Genomic DNA, 24,841 nt, shown 5'->3' on the forward strand with positions numbered 1-24,841 from the left:
ACAACTTTAGTTTAAAGATATGGCAAAGTTTGAATTGAAATTACCTAAAATGGGCGAGAGTGTTGCAGAAGCAACAGTTACTAACTGGTTAAAAAAAGTTGGTGATAAAATTGAAATGGACGAAGCAGTACTTGAAATCGCTACTGATAAAGTAGACAGCGAAGTGCCTTCAGAAGTTGCAGGAACACTTGTTGAAATTTTATTTAATACCGATGATGTAGTTCAAGTAGGACAAACTATCGCTATTATCGAAACCGAAGGTGGTCCTGTTGCAGCAACTCCAGAAGTTAAAGCAGAAGCGCCAGTTGCAGTTGCAGAAGTTGCGAAAGCAGTTGAAGTAGCAAAAGAAACTGTTGCGCCAGCTGATTTTTCGACATCAGATAAATTCTTTTCACCTTTAGTTAAAAACATTGCGAAAGAAGAAGGAATTTCATTAGCAGAATTAGAATCTATTGCTGGTTCTGGTAAAGATGGTCGTGTTAACAAAGAAGATTTATTAAATTATATCAAAAATAGAGGAAGTCAGCCTGCAGTTGTTGCGATACCAGCGGCGGCTCCAAAAACAACTCCAGCTCCAGTAGCTCAAGCTGTTCCAATTTCTGTTAACGGTGGTGATGAGATTGTAGAAATGGACAGAATGCGTAAGTTGATTTCGGGTTACATGGTAGCTTCGGTTCAAACTTCGGCTCACGTTCAATCATTCATTGAAGTTGATGTTACAAACATTGTGAAATGGAGAGATAAAGTTAAAAACGCTTTCGAAAAGAGAGAAGGTGAGAAGTTAACTTTCACGCCAATTTTCATGGAAGCAGTAGCAAAAGCATTGAAAGATTTTCCAGGAATGAACATTTCAGTTGATGGTGAATTTATCATCAAACGTAAAAATATCAACTTAGGAATGGCAGCAGCTTTACCAAACGGAAACTTAATCGTTCCTGTAATTAAAAACGCTGACCAATTAAATTTAGTTGGAATGGCAAAAGCGGTTAACGATTTAGGAAACCGTGCAAAAGCAGGAAAATTAAAACCAGACGATACACAAGGAGGAACTTATACAGTTACGAATGTAGGGACTTTTGGTTCTGTTTTTGGAACGCCAATTATCAACCAACCACAAGTAGGTATTTTAGCTTTAGGTGCTATCAGAAAAGTGCCAGCAGTTATAGAAACTCCAGAAGGTGATTTCATTGGAATTCGTCAAAAAATGTTCTTATCGCACTCTTATGATCATAGAGTTGTTGATGGGGCTTTAGGAGGAAGTTTCGTAAAACGTGTAGCTGAATATTTAGAAGCTTGGGATATTAATAGAGATATTTAGAAAAACATAAAACGACCTAATAATTCAGGTCGTTTTATGTTTTTATTTGTAGGTGTTGGGATGTTAAAAAAAATAATGGAATGAATAAAAAAGTTCAACTTCAAGATTTAGGACGAAAAGATTATAAAGTTACTTGGGATTATCAAGAAGAACTTTTTAAGAAAATAGTGGATATAAAAATTCAAAATCGCAAGGATGATGCTGTTTTAGAAACACCAAATTATTTTTTATATGTAGAACATCCACATGTTTATACTTTAGGGAAAAGTGGCGATATGTCTAATCTTTTGCTTTCAGAGAAACAATTAGAAGTAAAAGGGGCAACTTTTTATAAAATAAATAGAGGAGGAGATATTACGTATCATGGACCAGGTCAAATTGTAGGTTATCCGATTTTAGATTTAGAAAATTTTTTTACAGATATTCATAAATATCTGCGTTTACTTGAAGAGGCAATTATTTTGACTTTATCGGAATATGGTTTGCAATCGGAACGAAGCGAAGGAGAAACAGGTGTTTGGTTAGGTGTAGGTACGCCATTCGCTCGTAAAATTTGTGCAATGGGAGTTAGGGCATCTCGCTGGGTAACCATGCATGGTTTTGCTTTAAATGTAAATGCCGATTTAGGGTACTTTGATAATATTATACCTTGTGGTATAAAAGGGAAAGCGGTAACTTCAATGCATGTGGAGTTAAATAAACAGGTTGATGAAGAAGAAGTGAAATCTAAAATAGTAAAACATTTTCAAAAACTCTTTGAAGCTGAAATCATATAGTTGGTAAAAAATCGTTGATTATAAATCTAGGCTTAGCTGTTCTGGAAGTAATCTAAAACTCATGCGATGATATTTACATGGGCCATATTTTTTTATGGCTTCACGATGTTCCTTAGTTGGATATCCTTTATTTTTCTTCCAATTATACATTGGAAACTCTTCGTGGATTTTATCCATATATTCATCTCTGTATGTTTTGGCTAATACAGAAGCAGCAGCTATACTTAAAAATTTACCGTCTCCTTTTATTATGCTAGTATTTGGAATAGATTTTAGTATATCAATTTCTTGTATTGAAAAAATTCTTCCATTGGATTGTTTTAGTCCTAATTTTCCGTTTATAGGTCTATTTCCGTCCACTATTATGTGTTCGGGAATTGTTTTTAATTTTAAAACACATTCTTGCATTGCTTTCATAGAAGCGTTTAAAATATTTATTTCATCAATTTCCTCATTATATATGTGTGTTACGGCAAAAGTAATAGCATTATCTTCAATGATGGGTTTTAAATTTTTTCGAATTTTTTCTGACAACATCTTTGAGTCGTTGAGTAATTCGTTATTAAAAGAAGAATTAAGAATGATTGCGGCAGCAGTAACTGGACCAGCAAGGCATCCTCTGCCAGCTTCGTCAGTTCCGCATTCAAATTTTAAATTGCTATAACTTTTGCTTAACATATCTTTTTTTGTCAAAAATATAATTTTTTACGCAACCTTTTTGCGATATATTCATCTTTATAATGAGAATCTTTCGCAAAATGTTTTTTTTAAACAAAAACTTTAACATAAATAAATTAGTAATATTCCGAAGTATTATTTGTTTATTTAAGAAATAATTAAGAAGTTTGCGGAATAACTAACTCAAATAAATTTAATATGAGATCGAAGTTTAAATGGATTTTTACGCTTTTAGTAGCGTTTATGATGCAGTTTTCGTTCGCGCAAGAGAAAACTGTTACAGGTGTAGTTACTGATGAACTAGGGCCTGTTGTTGGTGCAAATGTTGTAGTAAAAGGTACAACTAATGCAACCACAACTGATTTTGATGGAAAATATTCTATCAAAGCAAAATCAGGAGATGTATTAGAGATATCATTTCTTGAAAGTAAAAAATCAATAACTGTTGGGGCTGCGACAAATTATAATGTTGAGCTTAAGCAAGAATTGAAAGAAGTTGTTATTACGGCTTATGGTATTGCTAGAGAGACTAAAAAACTAGCGTATGCTACCCAAAAAGTTCAGGCAAAAGAGTTGATGCAAGCGGCTCCAGTTAACCCTGTTACTGCTTTAGCGGGTAAGGTTTCTGGTTTGAACATTATTACAAAAAATAATGGTGTTAATCCATCAACATCTATTATTTTGCGTGGTTATAAAGGGATTACAGGTGATAACTCGGCTTTGATTGTTATTGATGGTATTATTCAGTCTGGAACAGCTTTAAATAGTTTGAGTCCAAATGATATCGAGTCTATCAACGTACTTAAAGGTGCTTCTGCAACTGCGTTATACGGTTCTCAAGGTAGAAATGGGGCTTTAATTGTTACTACTAAACAAGGTAGTAAAGAAACTGGTTTAAGTGTAGAATTTAATTCAAGTTATACTGTTGAGAAAATTAAATATTTTCCTGAATTACAGACTACTTTTGGACCTGGATTTAACAATGAGTATGATCCTTATGAAAATACAAGTTGGGGGCCAAGATTTGATGGTGTGCCAAGAAGAGTTGGGCCTATCTTAAATGATGGTTCTTATCAGTTGTTGCCTTATCAAGCTATTCCTGATAACAGAAAAGATTTCTTTGTTGATGGTATTACTAAAATTAATACAATTGCTTTAAGTGGTGGAGATGAAAAATCAACTTTTTATTTTTCTGCTCAAAGAAGTGATGTTACTGGTATTACTCCAAAAGATGAGTATGTAAAAAACAACTTTAGATTAAATGCTTCTAGAACTTCTGGTAAGTTTAAAATTTCTACTGGAGTTTCTTTCTTTAATGATAAATCTAATGTAGCGGGAGATGGTGGTTACCAAACAAGACCTTTGTATTGGAGTATTATTAATACACCAGCAAACATTCCTTTAACATCTTATAAAGATTGGAGAAATAATAAGTTTGCTACTCCTGAGGGATATTTTAATGAATATTATCAAAACCCTTATATGTTGATTGATATCGCAAGAAATAGATCAACTTCAAATAGATTGTTTTCAAATGTTAAATTTAACTATGAGTTTACTAAATGGTTTTCAGCTGCATATAGTTTGTCTGGAACTTTCTTTAATTCATATGCTAAAAACACAAGAGATGCTGTAACTTATAACCCGGTTTTAGCGCCAACAAGAACTGATGCTAATACAGTGGCTTCTGTTGCTGAGGGAACTAGTACAAATACAAGAATTACTTCTGATTTAGTGCTTACTTTTAAAAGAGAATTATTTAAAGATGTTAAAGGTACTTTAATTTTAGGTAATGCTTTGTATACATACAAAGAAAATAATTTGAATGTTGGTGGTAATGATTTGTTCGTACCTGGGTTGTATAATCCTTCGGTTAGAACAGGAGAGTTAACTGGTGGTTCAAGTGCTTTTCAAGAAAGAAGAGTTGGTAATTTTGCTGATTTAACATTAGATATTTCTACTTTCTTATCTTTAAATGGTGCTTATCGTTTGGATAGATCTTCTACATTAAAAGATTCATATGATTTTTATACTTATGGAGCTTCGCTTTCTATGTTAGATGCTATACCTTCACTTAAAGGTGATATTATGTCTTTTTGGAAAATTAATGGAAGTTACTCTAAAACTGGTTTTGCTCCTTCTATAGGATTTATTAATGAGACATACGCAACGCCTGCTGGTTTCCCTTTTGGTGATATCGTTGGTTTAGCTGCTCCTACTAATGGTGCGAGTGCTACTTTTTCTCCTTCTTTTACAAAATCGTATGAGTTTGGAACTGAATTAGGTATGTTTAACAATAGATTAAATATTAAGGCTAATTACTTTAATACTACTACTGATAATGAGTTCTTAACATCTTCAACTTCTTATGCGTCTGGTTTAGCTGCATTAAGACTTAATTCAGGGTCGATGGAAAGTAAGGGTATCGAATTAGATGTTAATGGTTCAATTATTAAAAATGATAACTTTGAATGGAAATTAGGAGTTAACTTATCTAAAATCAAAAGTGAAGTTTTATCATTGTCTGATGGAGCTGATAGATTACAAACAGGTTTAGCTACTTCTGAAGTTGGTATTTTTGCTCAAGTTGGTGAATCATTCCCTTCTTTATATGGAACTGCATATACAAGAGATGCTGAAGGTCACATTATGTTAAATGCTGATGGAGACCCAATCGTTAGTTCTGAGTTGAAATTTTTAGGAAATACTACTCCAGATTTAATTATGGGATTCAATACTTCTGTTAGATACAAACAATTTACTTTATCTGCAGTTGCTGATTACAAAACAGGTCATAAATATTATAATAATTTAGTTGATGCATTAGAGTTTACAGGTTCAACACAACATAGTGCTTCTGCAGGAAGAGAGCCATTTGTATTCCCTAATTCTGTTTATGAGTATACTCCAGGAGTATGGTCTGAAAATACTAATATTACTACTTCAAATGGTGGTTTCGATTTTTGGACTGGTACTTATAATGCAATTAAAGAAAATTATGTAGTAGATGCTACTACACTTAAATTAAGAGAGGTTGCTTTAAGCTATGAACTACCTTCAAAATACTTAGATAAAACTTTTATAAAAGGTGTTAATTTAGGTTTTGTTGCTAGAAATATTATCATGTTAAGATCTGCTCAAAATAAATATACAGATCCTGAATTTACAAATGATAGTCAGCAAGTTACTGGTTTTGGTACACAGTCTCAATTACCTCCAACTGCATCTTATGGATTTAAATTGGATGTTAAATTTTAATAAAAAAGAAATATGAAAATATTGAATAAAATTTTAATAGCACTTTTTGTAGTTGGTTTTGCAACTTCATGTAGTGATGATTATTTTGATGTTAATGATAGTCAGAATAGTCCTGTTTCATCTACTCCACCTCTTTCGTTGCCGGTTGCACAAAAATATACTGTTGATGTATTACAAGGTGGTTATAATTCAATGAATACACTTGGAAACTTATGGTCATATTCATGGGCTGCAGGTGGTGATTATGTGTATTTTACTGATGAAACTTTATATTTAGTTACTAGTGGTTTCAGAACAGGAATTTATGAAAATGCATATGTTCTTCCTTTAAGAAACTATGATGTTATTGAAAAAAATACTGATCCAAAGTATACAAATTATGTTGCAATTGCAAAAATCATGAAATCATTTCATTTCCAGTATTTAGTTGATGCTTATGGAGATGTTCCTTATTCTGAAGCTTTACAAGGTGCAGCTAATACTACTCCAGTTTTTGATGATGCAAATGCGATTTATGATGACTTGATTGTTCAGTTATCTGCAGCGCAAGATCTTATTGCTAATGCTGACGCTTCTGCTTTAGTTCCTGGTTCAGGAAATGATGTAATGTTACATGGAGATATGGCTATGTGGTCTAAATTTGCTAATACACTTAAATTAAGAATCTTATTAAGACAAAGTGAAAAAGCTGGTTTAGTTTCACAGGCTGATTTTGATGCAGCGGTTAATAATGGTATTGGATTTTTAGGTGCTGGTGAAAACATTTTATGTAATCCTGGTTATTTAAATGATACTAATAAGCAAAATCCTTTCTATGCTGCTTTTGGTAAAACTGTAGCTGGTGACCCTGCTGCTAATGCTAATGCAACTAGAGCAACTGATTATGCTATATCTAAGTTATCTGTTGATCCTAGAAGAGCATTTATTTATAAAAATGTTGGAACAGGTACAACTTATGCAGGTATTGCTCAAAATAATGTTGGTGGACCAAACTCTGCTAGTTTATCTGGTATTGGCCCTGGTGTTTTAAGTAGTGCTTCTCAAGATGGTGTAATCATGTTGGCAGCTGAAAGTTTGTTTTTACAAGCTGAAGCGGCTTCTAAAGGTTATATCGTTGGTGATGCAGAATCTTTTTATAATGCAGGTGTACAAGCTTCATTCGATTATTTAGGTGCTGGTTCTGCTGCGGGTTATTTAACTAGTTACCCATTTCCAAATTCAACAGCTGTTAATTTAGAGGCAATTATTTATCAAAAATGGGTTGCTTTAATTGGAATTAATGGTTTTGAAAGTTGGATTGAATATAGAAGAACTGGTTTCCCAGCTGATTTACCAGTTGCTCCTAATCAAACTAATTCTACAGTTATTCCTGTAAGATTATTATATCCTACTTCAGAGTATGCTGCAAATCCAGATAATGTTCCAACCCAATCATCTGGTGATGCCTTTACTTCAAAAGTATTTTGGCAGAATTAATTAAAAAAAAATGAATTATGAAAAACACATTTAAAACATTAGCGTTTTTATTCATCGGAACACTTGCATTTAACTCATGCGATAGTGTTGGTGATGATGAAGAATTGAACTATGGACAAGGTTCTTATGTAACTCAATTTTCAGTAGCTGAAAAAACTGGTTTTTTCTTAAAGGATGACTCTGAAGTTTTTCCTTTCGATATTCCAGTGGAATTAGTTGGTGGTAATGGTCTTGCTCTTAATTCTGATTTAAATTTAACTTATGAAGTTAATTTAGATGAGTCTACTGCTGTAGAAGGTACGCATTTTACATTTGATACTCCAGGCAATACAACTGTTGTTCCTGCAGGTAACAAATTTTCAGCTATCAAAATTAATGTTGATTCAGCTACTTTGGATGATCAAAATCCACCAGTTTTAGTATTAGATTTAGTTTCTGCAACTTCTTCTGGTAATACTGTAGTAATTTCAGGAAATAAAAATCGTATATATGTTACTTTACAAGGTACATGTACTTCTGATTTGGCTGGTAATTATTCTGTAGTTACTACAAGAATTAGTCCTGCTGGAGGTCCTTACACTCGTGATAATGAGATGATTGATGAAATTTCAACAGGTACTTATAATACTACAACTGTAGGTAATTATAAAGCAGTTACTGATTTAACTTTAACTGGTACTTGGAATAATTTAGATGCTTCTTTATCTGATGTAGGTTATGACTTTAAAGAGGTATGTGGAAGAGTAAAAGTTGAGGAGCAAAATTTAGCTCATGCTTATTCTAACATTGTAACTCAAAGTTCAACGCAATATACAAATAGTATTGTTGATGAAGCAACAGGTGTTATTACAATCCAATATTCAATTTGGTTTACTAGTAATACAGTTGAAAGAACATATCAAAGTGTATATACTCCAATGTAGTTAATAAATAAATTATTATTATGAATAAATTTTTAAAAGTTTTAGGTGTATTTGCATTTGCATCTGTTTTATTCTCTTGTGATAAGGAAGAAGATGTTGCTGATATTGTTCAAGTACACAAGCCAAATATGACCATTAATATTGCTTCAACTATTAATGCTCAAGAAGGAGATATTGTTCCTTTTACATTGAATTTTGACGAGCCTGTAGGTCGTGAGTTTCATTTTTACGTTGTTAGATTGAATCAAAGTTCTGCTTCAGGAGTTGATTCAAGTGTTTCTGAATCATATTCAAACACAGCTTTTCAGCAAACATTTGTTGTGCCTGCTGGAGCTACTTCTTTTACAGGTGAAATTGTAATTGAAGAAGATATTGACAACGATGATAATGAACAATTAGTACTTACAGTTGGTGATACTAGAACTTCAGCTGTTTTATTTACACCTTCAATCGTAACAATTAACATTGATAATGTTGTTAAAGATGAATTGACTTTAGATTTTCATTTTAACAAAGATTTTGGTGTAGCTGCTTATTCAAGTTCATTATGTGAATTTGAGAGTGAATTGTCAGGAAATGGATATGATATAGATTTCATTGTTTATGATGCTTCTTATAACGATTTGAGTGTTTTTGATGCTCAAACTGGAGCTTGTGAAGAGTCTTTATCTATGAATTTAGCTGATTATGCGGATGGTGTTTATCACATTACTTCATTCTTATATACTAATGGAGAATTAGATTTAGCATCACTTTCTTTCCCACTTTTAGGATTAGCTGAATTTGAAATTCCAGTTACTGTAGACTATTATAGAGCTGGTTCATTCAAAGGGTTATATGCTCAAGATGCAGCTGATAGATTTACTTCTATGACTCCTGAAGGAACTGAAAGCTATGTTATGTCTGTTGAAGTTTATACAGATGTAGATGGTCAAAGAAAATTCAAAGTGTTTAATGATAATACTGGTGCAATATCTGGTATGGGTAAACACGTAAAAGTTAATAAGAAAAAATAATTTCTTGTTTATATTTAAAGCCCCTATTTATAGGGGCTTTTTTTATTCCCTTTTTTCTCATTACATTTGTGCATATTTTATTAGAATGAGAAACATACTTTTTATTGTAGCCTTTTTTTTCAGTTGTTTTAGTTATTCCCAAGATGATAATTTTGGAAGTATAGCTAAACAAGATTCCTTGAAGAATGCAAAACCTCCAATAAACTTATATAAAATCTATAATATACAAAGAGATACAACTTATGTTGATACCTCATTGACTATACAAAGTGAATACAAATACAACCTTCTAAGAAAGGATATTTTTGGATTGCTGCCTTTTTCTAACGAAGGTCATACTTATAATACGCTTGACTATAGCTTAAATCGAAAAAATATTTTTCCTTCCTTTGGTTTTTCTGCAAAACATTTTAACTATTTGGAAGTTGATGATGTGAAATATTATTCTGTTCCTACGCCATTGACAGATTTGTATTATAAAACAGTTATGGAGCAAGGTCAATCTTTAGATGCTTTTTTGACCATTAATACAAAACCAAATCTTAATTTTTCTATCGCATATAAAGGTTTGCGTTCTATTGGTAAATATGTAAATAATATTGCAAGCTCTGGAAATTTCAGATTTACTTCAAGTTATTTTACTAAAGATAAACGATATATTTTAAATGCACATTTTACTGGTCAAGATATTTCCAATCAGGAAAATGGTGGTATTGTTGATGTTTCTCAGTTCGAATCTGGTGCTGATAATTTTAAAGATAGAGAGCGATTAGAAGTTTATTTTGACGATGCTACTTCTTTACTGAAAGGAAATCGATTTTTTATTGATCATTCCTTCAAATTAAGTAAATCTAATCCAAATAGTCTTGTGTTTACACACCAATTTAATCATGAATACAAATTTTTTGAGTACACTCAGCCTACAGTTAGTTCTAGATTTGGTAGCGCTTTTTCTTCGGATATAAACAATAAAACTCGTTATAACCATTTGTACAATAAGGTTGGTGTTGCCTATAAAACAAAAGCTTTAGGTGATTTGGAGTTTTTTATAGAAGATAATAAATATAATTATTTCTACAATAGTGTAGTATATGATGGTTCTGGAAACATTGCTGTTCCAAATTCTATTGCTGACAGAATTAATATGATTGGAGGAATTTATACTTATTTCGCCAACAATCTTACGGCTAAATTATCAGTTTCTCAAGCAATAAGCGATCAATCTATTTCTAATATTGAGGCTAATGCCAAGTATAAATGGGATGAAAATATTCAGCTAGAGTTTAATTTTCAAAAATTAAATAGTCTTCCAAGTTTGAATTATACTTTATATCAAAGTGATTATATAAATTACAATTGGTATAACAACTTTAAGACTGAAAAAATGAATCAATTTTCATTTTCGGCAAATACAAAATGGCTAAATCTTACGGCACAGTATAAAGTTTTAAATGATCATTTGTTTTTTGACAATACTACAAATGATATCACTTCATTACTTGTTGAACCTGTTCAGTATAATAATACAATCAATTATTTTTCTATTAAAGCTAATAAAGAAATCAAGTTTTGGAAGCTAGCTTTAGACAATACACTTTTATACCAATCGGTTGAACAAACGGATGATATATTAAATGTACCTCAATTAACCACTCGAAATACATTGTATTTTTCTGAATATGTTTTCAAAAAAGCGATGTATTTGCAAACCGGATTTACTTTTCAATATTTTACTAAATATTATGCAAATGATTATAATCCTTTAATTGGTGAGTTTTTTGTTCAAAATGAAACTAAAGTTGGGGGTTTCCCGTTAATAGATTTTTTTGTAAATGCAAGGATTCGTCAAACAAGAATTTTCCTTAAGGCCGAACATTTTAATTCCTCAAGAACGGGTTATGATTTTTATTCGGCTCCAAATTATCCTTATCGTGATTTTATGGTGCGTTTTGGATTAGTGTGGAATTTCTTTAAATAAAATTTAATCCTTTTGCTTGTACTACGCTAAAACTTGTCTATTTTCATATTCGTTATATTCATACTATCTTTGCAAAAAATATGAAACTAGCTTGTTCTCAAAATTCAATTTCTAAATTCTAAATTTCAAAATGAAATACGCTAAAAATATATTAGAAACTATAGGTAATACTCCTTTAGTGCAATTAAATAAAGTAACTGCTGAAGTTGATGCATTAGTATTAGCTAAAGTTGAAACCTTCAATCCAGGAAATTCTGTTAAAGATAGAATGGCAGTAAAAATGATTGAAGATGCGGAAGCTGACGGTAGATTAAAACCAGGAGGAACTATCATCGAAGGAACTTCTGGAAACACAGGAATGGGATTAGCTTTGGCAGCTATTGTAAAAGGATATAAATGTATTTTTGTAATTTCAGATAAACAATCTAAAGAAAAATCTGATATTTTGCGTGCTGTTGGTGCAAAAGTAATTGTTTGTCCGACAGATGTGGAACCAACAGATCCACGTTCTTATTATTCAGTATCAAAAAAACTAGGCGAAGAAATTCCTAATTCTTGGTATGTAAATCAATACGATAATCCAAGTAATGCAACCGCACATTACGAACAAACTGGCCCGGAGATTTGGGAACAAACGGAAGGAAAAATTACGCATTTTGTGGTTGGTGTTGGAACGGGAGGAACGATTTCTGGGGTTGCTAAATATTTAAAAGAGAAAAATCCAAACATCAAAATCTGGGGAATTGACACCTATGGATCAGTATTCAAAAAATACCATGAAACCGGAATTTTTGATGAGAACGAAATCTATTCTTATATCACAGAAGGAATTGGAGAAGATATTTTACCCAAAAACGTTGACTTTTCATTAATCGACGGTTTTACAAAAGTTACCGATAAAGATGCAGCCGTTTACACGAGAAAAATAGCTTTAGAAGAAGGGATTTTTGTTGGAAACTCCGCTGGAGCCGCTGTAAAGGGTTTATTGCAGTTGAAAGAACATTTTGGTCCAAATGATGTAGTTGTGGTCTTATTTCACGATTCTGGAAGCCGTTATGTTGGAAAGATGTTTAATGATGATTGGATGCGCGAAAGAGGTTTCTTAGAAGAAGAAATTACTAAAGCAGAAGATTTAATCAAAGAACATATCGATAAACCATTAGTAATTGTTCGTACAGAAGAATTGGTTTCTCACGCAATTGAAAGAATGAGAAAATATAAAATCTCTCAAATTCCAGTAGTTGATGTTAACGGATTTGTAGGTTCTGTTGATGAATCAGATTTGTTTCAAAGTTTTATTTCTGATAAAAACATAGCTGAAAGACCAATTCGCGAAGTAATGGGAAAACCATTTCCAATCGTAAAAATTGGAACACCAGTAGAAGATGTTTCTAAACTAATTACTAAAGATAATCAAGCAGTTTTAGTCGATTTAGGAAATGGAAAGCATCACATTATTACGAAATATGATATTATCGGTTCAATAAAATAATAAAAAAGGACGTTCAATTGAACGTCCTTTTTTATTCTCCTAGTAAAACGCCTGAAACATTCCAAGCACTAAAACTTCCACCTTCGTTTGGACCTTGTGGAATTTTAACTTGTATGGTATGGGTTCCTGCTTTCAAATCTCCTAATTCAATATAAATTGGATTCGTTGCGGTTCCCGGACACCAATTCGAACGACTCAAATCTGAAGAAGATAATCCATCATTAAAATTTCCTGATGCTGGATTAAATAATCGGTAACCGCCACAATCTTGTCGCCAAGGAATAAATGAAAATATTTCTTTTCCGTTAAAAACAATAGTGTTTTTCTTTGGAACAAATTCGTCACCATTTTCCCAACCTCCATGACCAGTGGTGATGTAGCGAAGTTTCGCATTTTTGATTTCTTTATCTAGCGTGAAAGTAACTTCCAAACCTTTTTCATGATTAAACATTGTCGCATATTCTTGTCCAGCCATTTCCATCACATTCACAGTATTGAATAGCGGTATTGAAATATTAGTTTTGTCTAAATTACTTTCGCTTGGATTAATCGTAATATGCATCGAAATTTTGTGTCCGCCTTTATCGTAATTACCAATAAAAGTTCCCACATAAACGGTTTTTCCTGATAAATTCGATTTCAAATCAGTAATATCCATTCGGTATGGAACAATTTCGTGCCACGTTTTGTCTTTCAATTGAATGTAGTTGTATTGTTTGATTCCAAAAGGTGTAAAAAAGCGCATCAATTCAATAATTGGAGAAAAATCTTGTGTAGCCACAACACCTTGATATTGCTTTCCATTGCCGTTTTCATAAACAGGTAAAGTTTTTGTACCATTTTGTAAACCTCCTAAAAACGATTGCTTTTTATCTTGAGGTATCATAAAAACTGAACCCGTTCTATCATAAGCATCGCCATTTGATTGTTCTGCTAAATCTAAAAAGACTAAATCTCCTGTTTTAATTATTGGAAATGTAATTTTCTTTAGAATGATAGTTCCGTTTGCAAATCGTAAAATACTGTCGTTAGATTTAGAACTATCTGAAAAATTAATAATTTCATTTTCAAATACTTTAATTGTGGTAAAACGACTTTTCCAAACTAAATCTTTGTAAGTCAAACCATCTATAACTGTACTTTTAGTCGTGCTCTTTTGTAATTCTAAACTCGGACTAGCTGATTTAATCTTCTCTATTTTAGTAGCCGAAATCACAAAATTTCCATTGCGAACCATCTCTAGCACTAAACCAAGGTTTTGACCTAAAGCTGTTGGTGCACCTTTTATTCCAGGTTCGTTAGTATACCAAATTTCAATAGTATTTGAATTAATGATGGTTTTAGCTTTTTGACATTTGTAGCCTAAAATAGTTTTGGTTTCTGCTAAAAATTCAAAATTTTGTTTTGCTAAAGAAATACTGTCAATTGTAGTAACCGATTTATCTTTTTTGAGTTGGGTAACCTGAACAATTTTATTTTCAGCACGATGGATTAATGTTTGTTCGAAAGGGAATTCCGCTTTTCCAGAATTCATTTTTTCAGAAGTAACTAAAGTTTCTGCCGGATTTGTGAAAACTAAAATGGCATCTTGATTTTCGATAAGCTTTCCGTTTGAACTTTTAGTATAGGTTATTTTTAGACCTTTTGTTGGTATTGCTTTAGTTTGAGCGTTAACCAAAGAAAAAAGACTTAATAAAGTAATAGTTATTATTTTTTTCATATAAGTTGAGTTGTTCAGCAAATATAATTTTTTTATCTTTGTTTTTCAATTATACGCCATACAGAATGAAAGAAGATTTTTTGCACCACGTGTGGCAGCATAAGAAATTTGCTGTTACTCAACTTCAAACCACTGCGGGAGAATCAATTCAGATTCTAAATTCAGGACAATATTTGCAACTTGCAGGGCCTGATTTTTTTAATGCACAAATTATTATTGGTAATCAAAAATGGGCTGGAAATGTAGAAATACACATCAAGTCATCAGATTGGTATATTCATAATCATGAGAATGATTCAAATTATGATTCAGTTATTTTACATGTTGTTTGGGAATATGATACACCAATTTTTAGAAAAGATAATCTGGAAATTCCTACACTTGAATTGAGGAATTACGTGGCATTATCTGATTTGCATAAGTATCAATCTTTAATCTCTCAAAAATCTTGGATTTCTTGCGAAAATGAAATTATAAATGTGGATGGTTTTATTTTTAAAAATTGGCAAGAGCGTTTATATTTTGAACGTTTGGAACGAAAATCTGCTGAAATTATGACGTTGTTAGCAGAATCAAATAATGATTGGGAAGCAGTTTTATTTTGTTTATTAGCTAAAAATTTTGGGTTGAATACAAATGGTCCATTGTTTTTAAAGATGACTAAGTCAATTCCGTTTTCAGTTGTTAGAAAAGAATCATTTGCTGTTGAAAATTTAGAAGCCTTGTTTTTTGGTCAAGCAAATATGTTGGTGTCCAATTTTCAAGATAATTATACAAAAAAATTGCTACAAGATTATACTTATATAGCACAAAAACATAAAATTCAGAAAAGTGTTTTTGAAAGTGTTTCCTTTTTCAAACATCGACCTGATAATTTCCCAACCATTCGTTTGGCACAATTGGCTGCTTTATATCATAAAGAACATAATTTATTTTCAAAGATTGTCAGCGTTACATCTATTACGGAAATTTATACTTTATTTCAAATTGAGGTCAGTAAATATTGGGAAACACATTATAATTTTGATAAAAAAAGTGTTACTAAGAAAAAGAAGATTACAAATTCTTTTATTGACTTAATCATGATAAATACCATTATTCCTGTGCGATTTGCCTATGAGCAAAGTTTACAAAAAGAATATTCACAAGAAATTATTGAATTGACAACTGCTTTACAACCCGAAAAAAACATTGTCATTGATAAATTTGCTTCAATTGGAATTTTTGCTAAAAATGCTTTTCAATCACAATCTTTGTTGCAATTAAAAAATGAGTATTGTGATGCTAAAAAATGTTTGCAATGTGCAATTGGGGCTTTTTTACTTAAAAATTAATTGTATTTTTGAATAAAATAATAGTCTATGATCCAAAATCTTTTACATTTTTTTGAAAAGCACGGTTTCTTTGTGGCATCCCGATTAGCCGATAAATTAGGAATGAGAGCTACAAATGTGAGATTGTTTTTTATTTATATTTCATTTATTACGGTTGGTTTAGGTTTTGGATTTTATTTAACATTAGCTTTTGTGTTAAAATTGAAAGACATGATAAAAACAAAGCGAACTTCTGTTTTTGATTTGTAATTTTCATTTTATGAATAGACTGAAATCGTATTTTTTGTTTTCTAAAGAACATAGAAGTGGAATTGTTTTATTGCTAATTCTCATCGGAGTTACTCAATTGAGTTATTATTGGTATTCCAATAGTAATATAAGTGATAAGCCTAAAGATGACAAAGCTTGGTTGTTAGTCCAAAATGAAATTGATAGTTTAAAACAATCCTTTTCAACACGAAAAGATACAATTTATCCATTTAATCCAAATTTTATCACCGATTACAAAGGTTATAAATTAGGAATGTCTGTCGCAGAGATTGATAGATTGCATCAATTTCGCAAACAGAATAAATATGTTAATTCGGCTGAGGATTTTCAAAAAGTTACTAAGGTTTCAGATAAATTATTGCTTAAAATTTCTCCTTATTTTAAATTTCCAGATTGGGTAACAAATAAATCGTCAAGCACATCCGAAAAGTTTCATAAATTTTTGCCTAAAGAAAAAGTAGCTATCGTTCAAAAAGATATCAATACAGCAACCAGAGAAGAATTGATAGCGGTGTATGGTATTGGAGAAAAATTAGCAGACAAAATACTTAACGACAAGGAAAAGCTTGGAGGTTTTGTGAGTATGGAACAATTTCAATACATATGGGGTATTAGTCCAGAGGCAATTGCTGATTTAGAAAAACGTTTTGTTGTTAAAAATGTAAGTTCAGTTAAAAAAATAGCTATCAATGATTTGTCAATGAAAGAATTGGCAAAGTTTCCTTATTTTAATTATGCACTTGCAAAAGAAATAGTTGTTTATAGAACAATGAATAACGGAATTAAAGAAATTGCGGATTTAACAAAAATTAAAGGAATGCCTAATGAAAAAATAAAAATAATCGCCTTATATTTGGAATTCTAAAAAAATATTAAAATTTTAAATCAAATTCCAATTATATGAATTCAATATATTTCACAGAAGAACACCAATTATTTAGAGCTAGTTTACGAGATTTTTTGCAAAAAGAAGTGGTGCCACATATTGAAAAATGGGAAAAAACAGGTACGATTGAGCGTTTTATTTGGAAAAAATTTGGCGAAATGGGTTTTTTTGGAATCCGTTATCCTGAAGCTTATGGTGGATTAAACTTGGATTTATTTTATACAGTAGTATTTTTAGAAGAACTTCAAAAAATAAAATCAGCTGGTTTTGCGGCGGCTATGTGGGCACATTCTTATTTAGCAATGACGCATTTGAACGCAGAAGGAGATGAACAAATTAAGCAGAATTATTTAGCGCCAAGTATTTCAGGAGATAAAATAGGTGCGTTGTGTATTACTGAACCTTTTGGAGGTAGTGATGTTGCAGGAATGAGAACAACTGCTATAAAACAAGGTGATAAGTATGTGATCAATGGTTCAAAAACATTCATTACAAATGGTGTATATGCAGATTATTATGTAGTGGCAGCAAAAACTACTCCAGATGTAGGAAATAAAGGGATCAGCATATTTTTAGTTGACACAAATACAAAAGGAATTTCCGCAACAAAATTAGATAAATTAGGCTGGAGAGCTTCAGATACTGCAGAAATTGCATTTGATAATGTAGAAATTCCACTTGAGAATTTAATGGGTGAAGAAGGAAAAGGCTTTCCGTATATTATGCAACATTTTGCTTTAGAGCGTTTAATCATGGCTATTAATGCCCATGCAAGAGCTGAATACGCTATTGAGTATACGATTGAATATATGTCTCAACGTGAGGCTTTTGGAACTACAATAGATAAATTTCAAGCGCTAAGACATACTATGGTTGAGCATGCAACAGATGTTGAGCATTGTAAAATATTTAATTACGCTGCTGTTGCTAGATTGGATAAAGGTGAGTATGTAGTTAAAGAAGCTACAATGGCAAAATTAAAATCTACAAAAGTTGCCGATGAAACAATTTATAGTTGTTTGCAAATGCTAGGAGGTTATGGTTATATGGAAGAATATCCGTTAGCTCGTTTGCTAAGAGATAGTCGTTTAGGTCCTATTGGTGGAGGAACTTCAGAGATTTTAAAAGAAATTCTGTCAAAAATGATATTTGACAAACAAAATTATAAACCAGCTGTTAAATAATTTTTTTAAATTTTAATTTCTAATTCATAATTATTTTCTACATTTGCACCCTTAACGAGAGGAGGTGTCAATATTATGTTAATTATACCAATTAAAGACGGAGAAAATATCGATAGAGCATTAAAGCGCTATAAAAGAAAATTTGATAAAACAGGAACTGTTCGTCAGTTGCGTGCACGTCAAGCTTTCATTAAGCCTTCTGTAACAAACAGAGCTAAAATCCAAAAAGCAGCATATATTCAAGGATTGAGAGACTCATTAGAGAGTTAGTATTTTTTGAATAAAATATAAAACCGCTAGATAATAAAGTGTAACTTTGTTTCTAGCGGTTTTTTTATGGATTCAAATATTAAAGCATATCAAGATTATTTAATTAAAGAGAAGAATTATTCTCCTTTAACGGTGCAAGCTTATATTGCAGATGTGCTTTCTTTTCAGCAATATTTACAAGACAGTCATGAAACAATATTAATGGAAGAAGTGATTTATTCACAAATTAGAAGTTGGATTGTAGTTTTGGTAGAAAATAATATATCTAATACTTCTATCAATAGAAAAATATCTTCTTTAAAATCATTTTATAAATTTCTTTTAAAGTGTAAGCAAATTTCGGTTAATCCATTGCTGAAGCATAAATCATTAAAGACTGCTAAAAAAGTTCAAATTCCATTTTCTGAAAAAGAGCTTCAAGATGTTTTTGAACTTAATTCGTACCCGAATGATTTTGAGGGAATTCGCAATCAGTTAATTATAGAATTATTTTACACAACAGGAATGCGAAGAGCAGAGATGATAAACTTAAGCATAACAAATGTTGATTTATTGCAAAAAACAATTAAAGTTATTGGAAAACGAAATAAAGAGAGAATCATTCCATTGCTTGATTGCACCATAAGATTGATAGAATTGTATAAAGAGCAACGAAATCATTTAGAGGTAATTAGCAATAATGAGATGTTAATTTTATCTAAAACTGGAAATAAAGTCAGCGAATCGTTTGTTTATCGTTTAATAAATGAGTACTTTAGTACTGTGTCACAAAAAACAAAAAAGAGTCCACACGTTCTTAGGCATTCATTTGCAACACATTTGTTAAATAATGGAGCCGATTTAAATTCAGTAAAAGAGTTATTAGGTCATGCTAGTTTGTCTTCCACTCAAATTTACACGCACAGCAGTTTAGCTGAATTAAAAAAAGTATATCAAGAAGCACATCCTAGAAATAAATAATAACTTATTGTATAACCTATTTAATCGAAAAAAATATGAAAGTTAACTTGCAAGCAGTAAATTTTAATGTTGACAGAAAACTTGTTGATTTTGTTCAAGAAAAGTTAGATAAATTAGAAAAGTATTATGATAAAATTGTTTCATCTGATGTTTTTTTAAAAGTTGAAAATACAAGTGATAAAGAAAATAAAACAGTCGAGATAAAAATCAATGTTCCTGGAGATGATTTTGTAGTGAAAAAAACAGCAAAATCTTTTGAAGAAGGAGTAGATTTGGCGGTTGATTCTTTGGAGAGGGTTATAGTGAAAAGAAAAGAAAAATTGCGAGCGAATTGATATTCTAAAAAAAAAGATAAAAAATGTTTTGATTCAAAAATAAATTCTATACATTTGCAGTCCGTTAGAAATAGCGGACTTTTTATATTTAAGTTGCCGGTGTAGCTCAGCTGGCTAGAGCAGCTGATTTGTAATCAGCAGGTCGTGGGTTCGAGTCCCTCCATCGGCTCAAAGTTGTAAGTAACTAAGTATAAAAGGTTTGGGGAGATACTCAAGCGGCCAACGAGGGCGGACTGTAAATCCGCTGACTACGTCTTCGCAGGTTCGAATCCTGCTCTCCCCACAAGATTATGAATTTAGAACTAGGAGTTTGGTTTTTTCTGAATTCTAACGTCTAACTTCTGAACTCACAAAAGCCGGTGTAGCTCAGGGGTAGAGTGCTTCCTTGGTAAGGAAGAGGTCACGGGTTCAATTCCCGTCATTGGCTCTTAAAAAAGTTTATTTTTTGAACACTAATATATAACTAAGATTAAATTATTAAATCATGGCAAAAGAAACCTTTGATCGTTCGAAGCCCCATTTGAATATTGGTACTATCGGACACGTTGACCACGGTAAAACTACATTAACTGCTGCAATTACTAAAGTATTAGCAGATGCTGGTTTATCAGAAGCAAAATCATTTGATCAAATTGATAATGCTCCAGAAGAAAAAGAAAGAGGTATTACAATTAATACATCACACGTAGAATATTCTACTCAAAACCGTCACTATGCTCACGTTGACTGTCCAGGTCACGCGGATTACGTTAAAAACATGGTTACAGGTGCTGCTCAAATGGACGGTGCTATCTTGGTAGTTGCTGCTACTGATGGTCCTATGCCGCAAACTAGAGAGCACATCCTTTTAGGTCGTCAAGTAGGTGTGCCTAGAATGGTTGTATTCATGAACAAAGTGGATATGGTTGATGATGCTGAATTATTGGAATTAGTAGAAATGGAAATTAGAGATTTATTATCTTTCTATCAATATGATGGTGATAATGGTCCTGTTGTTCAAGGTTCTGCTTTAGGTGGATTAAATGGAGATCCAAAATGGGTTGCTACTATCATGGAATTAATGGAAGCTGTTGATAACTGGATTGAATTACCAGTTCGTGACGTTGAAAAACCTTTCTTAATGCCTGTTGAAGATGTATTTACAATTACTGGTCGTGGAACTGTAGCTACAGGTCGTATCGAAACAGGTGTTGCTAATACAGGTGATCCAGTTGAAATCATTGGTATGGGAGCTGATAAATTAACTTCTACTATTACAGGAGTTGAGATGTTCCGTAAAATCCTTGATAGAGGTGAAGCTGGTGATAACGTAGGTTTATTATTAAGAGGTATCGCTAAAGAAGATATTAAAAGAGGAATGGTTATCGTTAAACCAGGATCTGTTAAACCACACGCTCATTTCAAAGCTGAGGTGTATATCTTGAAAAAAGAAGAAGGTGGACGTCATACTCCATTCCATAATAACTACCGTCCTCAGTTCTATGTACGTACAACTGACGTAACTGGTACTATTTCTTTACCAGCTGGTGTAGAGATGGTTATGCCTGGTGATAACTTAACAATTGATGTTCAATTATTAAGTCCTATCGCTTTATCAGTAGGTTTACGTTTTGCTATCCGTGAAGGTGGTAGAACTGTAGGTGCTGGTCAGGTAACTGAAATTTTAGACTAATTAAAAGTCAAATAATAAATTAAACCAGCAGTTCGCTGCTGGTTTTTTAACAAACGGGCGTAGTACAAGGGCTAGTATAGTGGTCTCCAAAACCATTGATGGGGGTTCGAATCCCTCCGCCCGTGCAAATAAAGATTAAAATGACAAAAGTAGTTAATTACATATCTGAAGCATTTCAAGAGTTGAAAACAAATGTAACTTGGCCATTATGGGCTGATGTGCAACGTTTAACAATTATTGTAGCAGTATTTTCAATCATTTTTGCTCTATTAACTTGGGGTGTTGATACACTATTTGGTAAAGCAATTGCTGGTTTTTTTAATATTATAAAATAATCTCTCTGCTATGGCTGATAATAATGTGAATAAATGGTATGTGGTAAGAGCTGTAAGTGGTCAGGAAAATAAAGTTAAAGCTTATATTGAAACTGAAACCGCTAGATTAGGAATGGCTGATTATATATCTCAAGTTCTTGTTCCAACTGAAAAAGTTGTTACGGTTAGAGATGGTAAAAAAATAGCTAAGGATAAAGTTTATTTTCCTGGCTACATTATGATTGAAGCTAACTTAACTGGTGAAATACCTCATATTATTAAGTCAATTCCTGGTGTGATTGGTTTTCTTGGTGAAACTAAAGGTGGAGATGCTGTGCCATTGAGACAATCTGAAGTAAACAGAATGTTAGGTAAGGTTGATGAATTGTCGGTAAAAGTTGATAATGTATCTATTCCGTATACAACTGGTGAAACAGTTAAGGTTATAGATGGTCCTTTTAATGGTTTCAATGGAACTATTGAAAAAGTAAATGAAGAAAAGCGTAAACTTGAAGTAATGGTGAAAATTTTTGGTAGAAAAACACCTTTGGAATTGAGTTTTATGCAAGTTGAAAAAGTATAATTTTCGTTACATATATAAATCACATCAATCGCTTCCAATTGATAGATGTGCTAAATTTTTTTAAAAATGGCAAAAGAAGTTAGTAAAGTAGTTAAACTACAAGTTAAGGGAGGTGCTGCGAATCCATCGCCACCGGTTGGACCTGCTTTGGGGGCTGCTGGGGTTAACATCATGGAGTTCTGTAAGCAATTTAATGCTAGAACACAAGATAAACCTGGCAAAGTTTTACCAGTACAAATTACTGTGTATAAAGACAAGTCTTTTGACTTTGTTGTTAAAACGCCACCTGCTGCAATTCAATTATTAGAAGCAGCAAAATTAAAGTCTGGTTCTGGTGAACCTAACCGTAAAAAAGTAGCAAGTGTTACTTGGGACCAAATTAAAGCTATCGCTGAAGACAAAATGGCTGATCTTAACGCATTTACGTTAGAGAAAGCTATGAGTATGATTGCTGGTACAGCTAGATCTATGGGTATAACAGTAACAGGAAATGCTCCTTTTTAATCGCTAAAAAGAATTAGACAATGGCAAAATTGACAAAAAAGCAAAAAGAGGCTGCAGCAAAAATTGAGAAGAATAGATTATACACTTTAAGAGATGCTTCTGCATTAATTAAAGAAGTTGCTTCTGCAAAATTTGATGAGTCTGTTGATATCGCAGTAAAATTAGGAGTTGACCCTAGAAAAGCGAATCAAATGGTAAGAGGGGTTGTAACATTACCTCACGGAACTGGTAAAGATGTAAGAGTTTTAGCTCTTGTTACTCCAGATAAAGAAGCTGAAGCTAAAGCTGCTGGTGCAGACCACGTAGGTTTAGATGATTATCTTCAAAAAATTAAAGATGGTTGGACAGATGTTGATGTTATCATTACTATGCCAGCTGTTATGGGTAAATTAGGTCCATTAGGACGTGTTTTAGGACCAAGAGGTTTAATGCCGAACCCTAAAACAGGAACTGTAACTATGGATGTTGCTAAAGCTGTACAAGAAGTAAAAGCTGGTAAAATTGACTTTAAAGTTGATAAAACTGGAATCGTACATGCTGGAATAGGTAGAGTATCTTTCGATGCTGATAAAATCTATGACAATGCACACGAAATTGTTCAAACATTAATCAAATTGAAACCAACTGCAGCTAAAGGTACTTATATTAAGTCTATTCACTTATCAAGTACACAAAGTCCTGCAATTGCTTTAGATCCTAAAGCAGTTTAATTGGTAGTTAAAAATTTTTAGTATGACTAGAGAAGAAAAATCAATCGCTATTGAAGATTTAACTGCACAGTTAGCGGATGTGAATGTTGTTTATTTAGCAGACATTTCAGGACTAGATGCAGATACTACTTCAAACTTGAGAAGAGCTTGTTTTAAAGCAGGTATTAAATTAGAAGTTGTGAAGAATACATTGTTGGAAAAAGCAATGGAAGCTTCTGATAACGACTTCGGTGATTTAGCATCTGTTCTTAAAGGAAATACTTCTATGTTTATTGCTGATACAGCTAATGGACCAGCAAAAATTATTAAAGAATTTCGTAAGAAAGGTGAGAAACCAGTTTTTAAAGGAGCTTATATTAACCAAGAAATTTACATTGGTGACAACTTATTAGATAGCTTAGTTGCTATTAAATCTAAAGAAGAAGTTATCGCAGAAATTATTGGATTATTACAATCTCCTGCTAAGAGAGTTCTTGCAGCTCTTCAGAATCAACCAGGTAAGGAAGATTCAGCAGAATAATAAGTACGCACTTAATAAATTATATTTTTACAAAACATTTTAAAAGATAGAAAAAATGGCAGATTTGAAACAATTCGCAGAACAATTAGTTAACTTAACAGTTAAAGAAGTTAACGAATTAGCAACAATATTAAAAGATGAGTATGGTATCGAGCCTGCTGCTGCAGCTGTTGTAGTTGCTGCTGGTGGTGGAGATGCTGGTGCTGCAGCTGAGCAATCAGAATTTACAGTAGTATTAAAAGATGCTGGAGCTTCTAAATTAGGAGTTGTTAAAGCGGTTAAAGAATTAACTGGTTTAGGTCTTAAAGAAGCTAAAGATTTAGTTGATGCGGCTCCTGCTAATGTAAAAGAAGGAGTTTCTAAAGATGAGGCTGAAGGTCTTAAGAAAGCTTTAGAAGAAGCTGGAGCTGTAGTTGAGTTAAAATAATTTATACTCATAAATAAGCTAGGTTTAGGTCTTGAGAGTGTTCTCAAAGACCTAAACCATTTTGCGTATATTAAATTATTGTATTTTTTATACGTTTTAAAGTAATCAATAACGAAGAAAGAAAACAAACTAAATTTCCTGGTTTATTTTTAAAGATGTATTGGTTATACTAATAAAAGGAAGTATTAAAAATCAGTGTTTTTACACAAAAAATTACTTTTTTTAAATCAAAATTTT

Annotated in this window: 24 protein-coding genes and 4 tRNA genes; 26 read left to right on the forward strand and 2 right to left on the reverse strand. The window is 32.2% G+C overall.

The features are described from left to right. Positions 1–19 precede the first annotated feature (19 nt). Together G4L40_RS07565 and lipB are read left to right on the forward strand one after the other, a co-directional pair. Positions 20–1,318 carry a dihydrolipoamide acetyltransferase family protein gene (locus G4L40_RS07565; protein WP_166236592.1) on the forward strand — a complete coding sequence of 433 codons (1,299 nt, stop codon included), beginning with the start codon at positions 20–22 and terminating at the stop codon, positions 1,316–1,318. A gap of 80 nt (positions 1,319–1,398) precedes the next feature. Further along, on the forward strand, positions 1,399–2,094 hold the full coding sequence (lipB, locus tag G4L40_RS07570) for a lipoyl(octanoyl) transferase LipB (protein WP_166236593.1): 696 nt from the start codon (positions 1,399–1,401) through the stop codon (positions 2,092–2,094). An 18-nt stretch (positions 2,095–2,112) separates the two neighbouring features. On the opposite strand, the gene G4L40_RS07575 is transcribed toward lipB, so the two are convergent. Next, entirely contained in the window at positions 2,113–2,772 is a 660-nt protein-coding gene (locus tag G4L40_RS07575) for a ribonuclease HII (protein WP_166236594.1), read from the reverse strand. 198 nt (positions 2,773–2,970) lie between these two features. Here G4L40_RS07575 and G4L40_RS07580 point away from each other — a divergent pair, with 198 nt between their 5' ends. The 6 genes from G4L40_RS07580 to G4L40_RS07605 all read left to right on the forward strand — a co-directional run bounded on the left by G4L40_RS07580 (position 2,971) and on the right by G4L40_RS07605 (position 12,915). After that, positions 2,971–6,030 carry a SusC/RagA family TonB-linked outer membrane protein gene (locus tag G4L40_RS07580; RefSeq protein WP_166236595.1) on the forward strand — a complete coding sequence of 1,020 codons (3,060 nt, stop codon included), beginning with the start codon at positions 2,971–2,973 and terminating at the stop codon, positions 6,028–6,030. Positions 6,031–6,042: 12 nt separating this feature from the next. Next, complete coding sequence (locus G4L40_RS07585; protein WP_166236596.1) at positions 6,043–7,506, forward strand: SusD/RagB family nutrient-binding outer membrane lipoprotein; 1,464 nt, start codon at positions 6,043–6,045, stop codon at positions 7,504–7,506. 17 nt (positions 7,507–7,523) lie between these two features. Continuing rightward, the gene (locus G4L40_RS07590) at positions 7,524–8,429 is read left to right on the forward strand and encodes a hypothetical protein (RefSeq protein WP_166236597.1); all 906 of its coding nucleotides are present in this window, start codon (positions 7,524–7,526) and stop codon (positions 8,427–8,429) included. A gap of 20 nt (positions 8,430–8,449) precedes the next feature. Continuing rightward, complete coding sequence (locus tag G4L40_RS07595; protein ID WP_166236598.1) at positions 8,450–9,445, forward strand: hypothetical protein; 996 nt, start codon at positions 8,450–8,452, stop codon at positions 9,443–9,445. A gap of 85 nt (positions 9,446–9,530) precedes the next feature. Next, positions 9,531–11,423, forward strand: coding sequence for a putative porin (locus tag G4L40_RS07600; RefSeq protein ID WP_166236599.1), 1,893 nt, complete (start codon positions 9,531–9,533; stop codon positions 11,421–11,423). Positions 11,424–11,553: 130 nt separating this feature from the next. Beyond that, a complete protein-coding gene (locus G4L40_RS07605; RefSeq protein WP_166236600.1) occupies positions 11,554–12,915 on the forward strand; it encodes a pyridoxal-phosphate dependent enzyme in 1,362 nt (453 codons plus the stop codon). 31 nt (positions 12,916–12,946) lie between these two features. On the opposite strand, the gene G4L40_RS07610 is transcribed toward G4L40_RS07605, so the two are convergent. After that, positions 12,947–14,635 carry a GLPGLI family protein gene (locus G4L40_RS07610; RefSeq protein WP_166236601.1) on the reverse strand — a complete coding sequence of 563 codons (1,689 nt, stop codon included), beginning with the start codon at positions 14,633–14,635 and terminating at the stop codon, positions 12,947–12,949. Between the two features lie 65 nt (positions 14,636–14,700). On the opposite strand from G4L40_RS07610, the gene G4L40_RS07615 reads away from it, so the two are divergent. From G4L40_RS07615 to rplL, 18 genes are all read left to right on the forward strand, one after another. Then, positions 14,701–15,969 (forward strand): DUF2851 family protein, encoded by a 1,269-nt coding sequence (locus G4L40_RS07615; protein WP_166236602.1) that lies wholly within the window; start codon positions 14,701–14,703, stop codon positions 15,967–15,969. A 27-nt stretch (positions 15,970–15,996) separates the two neighbouring features. After that, positions 15,997–16,218, forward strand: coding sequence for a PspC domain-containing protein (locus tag G4L40_RS07620; protein WP_166236603.1), 222 nt, complete (start codon positions 15,997–15,999; stop codon positions 16,216–16,218). Between the two features lie 10 nt (positions 16,219–16,228). Then, a complete protein-coding gene (locus G4L40_RS07625; RefSeq protein WP_166236604.1) occupies positions 16,229–17,104 on the forward strand; it encodes a ComEA family DNA-binding protein in 876 nt (291 codons plus the stop codon). A gap of 35 nt (positions 17,105–17,139) precedes the next feature. Further along, positions 17,140–18,309 carry an acyl-CoA dehydrogenase family protein gene (locus tag G4L40_RS07630; protein WP_166236605.1) on the forward strand — a complete coding sequence of 390 codons (1,170 nt, stop codon included), beginning with the start codon at positions 17,140–17,142 and terminating at the stop codon, positions 18,307–18,309. Positions 18,310–18,384: 75 nt separating this feature from the next. Beyond that, positions 18,385–18,579 carry a 30S ribosomal protein S21 gene (gene rpsU / locus G4L40_RS07635; protein ID WP_166236606.1) on the forward strand — a complete coding sequence of 65 codons (195 nt, stop codon included), beginning with the start codon at positions 18,385–18,387 and terminating at the stop codon, positions 18,577–18,579. A 66-nt stretch (positions 18,580–18,645) separates the two neighbouring features. Further along, the gene (locus tag G4L40_RS07640) at positions 18,646–19,539 is read left to right on the forward strand and encodes a tyrosine-type recombinase/integrase (RefSeq protein ID WP_166236607.1); all 894 of its coding nucleotides are present in this window, start codon (positions 18,646–18,648) and stop codon (positions 19,537–19,539) included. 35 nt (positions 19,540–19,574) lie between these two features. Continuing rightward, positions 19,575–19,874: a ribosome hibernation-promoting factor, HPF/YfiA family gene (gene hpf, locus G4L40_RS07645; protein WP_166236608.1), complete on the forward strand. Its 300-nt coding sequence runs from the start codon at positions 19,575–19,577 to the stop codon at positions 19,872–19,874. A 95-nt stretch (positions 19,875–19,969) separates the two neighbouring features. After that, positions 19,970–20,043 (forward strand) — tRNA-Thr (locus G4L40_RS07650). Between the two features lie 32 nt (positions 20,044–20,075). Then, positions 20,076–20,157: transfer RNA gene (locus G4L40_RS07655), tRNA-Tyr, on the forward strand. Positions 20,158–20,229: 72 nt separating this feature from the next. Continuing rightward, a tRNA-Thr gene (locus G4L40_RS07660) sits at positions 20,230–20,301 on the forward strand. A 57-nt stretch (positions 20,302–20,358) separates the two neighbouring features. After that, positions 20,359–21,546: an elongation factor Tu gene (tuf, locus tag G4L40_RS07665; RefSeq protein WP_166236609.1), complete on the forward strand. Its 1,188-nt coding sequence runs from the start codon at positions 20,359–20,361 to the stop codon at positions 21,544–21,546. A gap of 53 nt (positions 21,547–21,599) precedes the next feature. Next, positions 21,600–21,671, forward strand: a tRNA-Trp gene (locus G4L40_RS07670). A gap of 15 nt (positions 21,672–21,686) precedes the next feature. After that, positions 21,687–21,881 (forward strand): preprotein translocase subunit SecE, encoded by a 195-nt coding sequence (gene secE, locus G4L40_RS07675; RefSeq protein WP_166236610.1) that lies wholly within the window; start codon positions 21,687–21,689, stop codon positions 21,879–21,881. Between the two features lie 10 nt (positions 21,882–21,891). Continuing rightward, on the forward strand, positions 21,892–22,443 hold the full coding sequence (nusG, locus tag G4L40_RS07680; protein ID WP_166236611.1) for a transcription termination/antitermination protein NusG: 552 nt from the start codon (positions 21,892–21,894) through the stop codon (positions 22,441–22,443). Between the two features lie 66 nt (positions 22,444–22,509). Beyond that, entirely contained in the window at positions 22,510–22,947 is a 438-nt protein-coding gene (gene rplK, locus G4L40_RS07685; RefSeq protein WP_008256586.1) for a 50S ribosomal protein L11, read from the forward strand. A 20-nt stretch (positions 22,948–22,967) separates the two neighbouring features. After that, a complete protein-coding gene (rplA, locus tag G4L40_RS07690; RefSeq protein WP_166236612.1) occupies positions 22,968–23,657 on the forward strand; it encodes a 50S ribosomal protein L1 in 690 nt (229 codons plus the stop codon). Between the two features lie 22 nt (positions 23,658–23,679). After that, positions 23,680–24,177 (forward strand): 50S ribosomal protein L10, encoded by a 498-nt coding sequence (gene rplJ / locus G4L40_RS07695; protein WP_166236613.1) that lies wholly within the window; start codon positions 23,680–23,682, stop codon positions 24,175–24,177. Between the two features lie 55 nt (positions 24,178–24,232). Further along, entirely contained in the window at positions 24,233–24,604 is a 372-nt protein-coding gene (gene rplL, locus G4L40_RS07700) for a 50S ribosomal protein L7/L12 (RefSeq protein ID WP_166236614.1), read from the forward strand. Positions 24,605–24,841: the final 237 nt, after the last annotated feature.

It is taken from the genome of Flavobacterium celericrescens (assembly GCF_011392075.1).
Classification (GTDB): domain Bacteria; phylum Bacteroidota; class Bacteroidia; order Flavobacteriales; family Flavobacteriaceae; genus Flavobacterium; species Flavobacterium celericrescens.

Excerpts from the sequence above, each read along its gene's own strand:
- G4L40_RS07595 (WP_166236598.1), top strand. The coding sequence starts at position 8,450 with ATGAATAAATTTTTAAAAGTTTTAGGTGTATTTGCATTTGCATCTGTT.
- G4L40_RS07625 (WP_166236604.1), top strand. The coding sequence starts at position 16,229 with ATGAATAGACTGAAATCGTATTTTTTGTTTTCTAAAGAACATAGAAGT.
- G4L40_RS07590 (WP_166236597.1), top strand. The coding sequence starts at position 7,524 with ATGAAAAACACATTTAAAACATTAGCGTTTTTATTCATCGGAACACTT.
- rplJ (WP_166236613.1), top strand. The coding sequence starts at position 23,680 with ATGACTAGAGAAGAAAAATCAATCGCTATTGAAGATTTAACTGCACAG.
- rplL (WP_166236614.1), top strand. The coding sequence starts at position 24,233 with ATGGCAGATTTGAAACAATTCGCAGAACAATTAGTTAACTTAACAGTT.
- G4L40_RS07575 (WP_166236594.1), bottom strand. The coding sequence starts at position 2,772 with ATGTTAAGCAAAAGTTATAGCAATTTAAAATTTGAATGCGGAACTGAC.
- G4L40_RS07640 (WP_166236607.1), top strand. The coding sequence starts at position 18,646 with ATGGATTCAAATATTAAAGCATATCAAGATTATTTAATTAAAGAGAAG.
- G4L40_RS07580 (WP_166236595.1), top strand. The coding sequence starts at position 2,971 with ATGAGATCGAAGTTTAAATGGATTTTTACGCTTTTAGTAGCGTTTATG.
- nusG (WP_166236611.1), top strand. The coding sequence starts at position 21,892 with ATGGCTGATAATAATGTGAATAAATGGTATGTGGTAAGAGCTGTAAGT.
- G4L40_RS07565 (WP_166236592.1), top strand. The coding sequence starts at position 20 with ATGGCAAAGTTTGAATTGAAATTACCTAAAATGGGCGAGAGTGTTGCA.
- G4L40_RS07630 (WP_166236605.1), top strand. The coding sequence starts at position 17,140 with ATGAATTCAATATATTTCACAGAAGAACACCAATTATTTAGAGCTAGT.
- hpf (WP_166236608.1), top strand. The coding sequence starts at position 19,575 with ATGAAAGTTAACTTGCAAGCAGTAAATTTTAATGTTGACAGAAAACTT.
- secE (WP_166236610.1), top strand. The coding sequence starts at position 21,687 with ATGACAAAAGTAGTTAATTACATATCTGAAGCATTTCAAGAGTTGAAA.
- rplA (WP_166236612.1), top strand. The coding sequence starts at position 22,968 with ATGGCAAAATTGACAAAAAAGCAAAAAGAGGCTGCAGCAAAAATTGAG.
- G4L40_RS07605 (WP_166236600.1), top strand. The coding sequence starts at position 11,554 with ATGAAATACGCTAAAAATATATTAGAAACTATAGGTAATACTCCTTTA.
- lipB (WP_166236593.1), top strand. The coding sequence starts at position 1,399 with ATGAATAAAAAAGTTCAACTTCAAGATTTAGGACGAAAAGATTATAAA.
- G4L40_RS07615 (WP_166236602.1), top strand. The coding sequence starts at position 14,701 with ATGAAAGAAGATTTTTTGCACCACGTGTGGCAGCATAAGAAATTTGCT.
- G4L40_RS07600 (WP_166236599.1), top strand. The coding sequence starts at position 9,531 with ATGAGAAACATACTTTTTATTGTAGCCTTTTTTTTCAGTTGTTTTAGT.
- G4L40_RS07585 (WP_166236596.1), top strand. The coding sequence starts at position 6,043 with ATGAAAATATTGAATAAAATTTTAATAGCACTTTTTGTAGTTGGTTTT.
- G4L40_RS07610 (WP_166236601.1), bottom strand. The coding sequence starts at position 14,635 with ATGAAAAAAATAATAACTATTACTTTATTAAGTCTTTTTTCTTTGGTT.
- G4L40_RS07620 (WP_166236603.1), top strand. The coding sequence starts at position 15,997 with ATGATCCAAAATCTTTTACATTTTTTTGAAAAGCACGGTTTCTTTGTG.
- rpsU (WP_166236606.1), top strand. The coding sequence starts at position 18,385 with ATGTTAATTATACCAATTAAAGACGGAGAAAATATCGATAGAGCATTA.
- rplK (WP_008256586.1), top strand. The coding sequence starts at position 22,510 with ATGGCAAAAGAAGTTAGTAAAGTAGTTAAACTACAAGTTAAGGGAGGT.
- tuf (WP_166236609.1), top strand. The coding sequence starts at position 20,359 with ATGGCAAAAGAAACCTTTGATCGTTCGAAGCCCCATTTGAATATTGGT.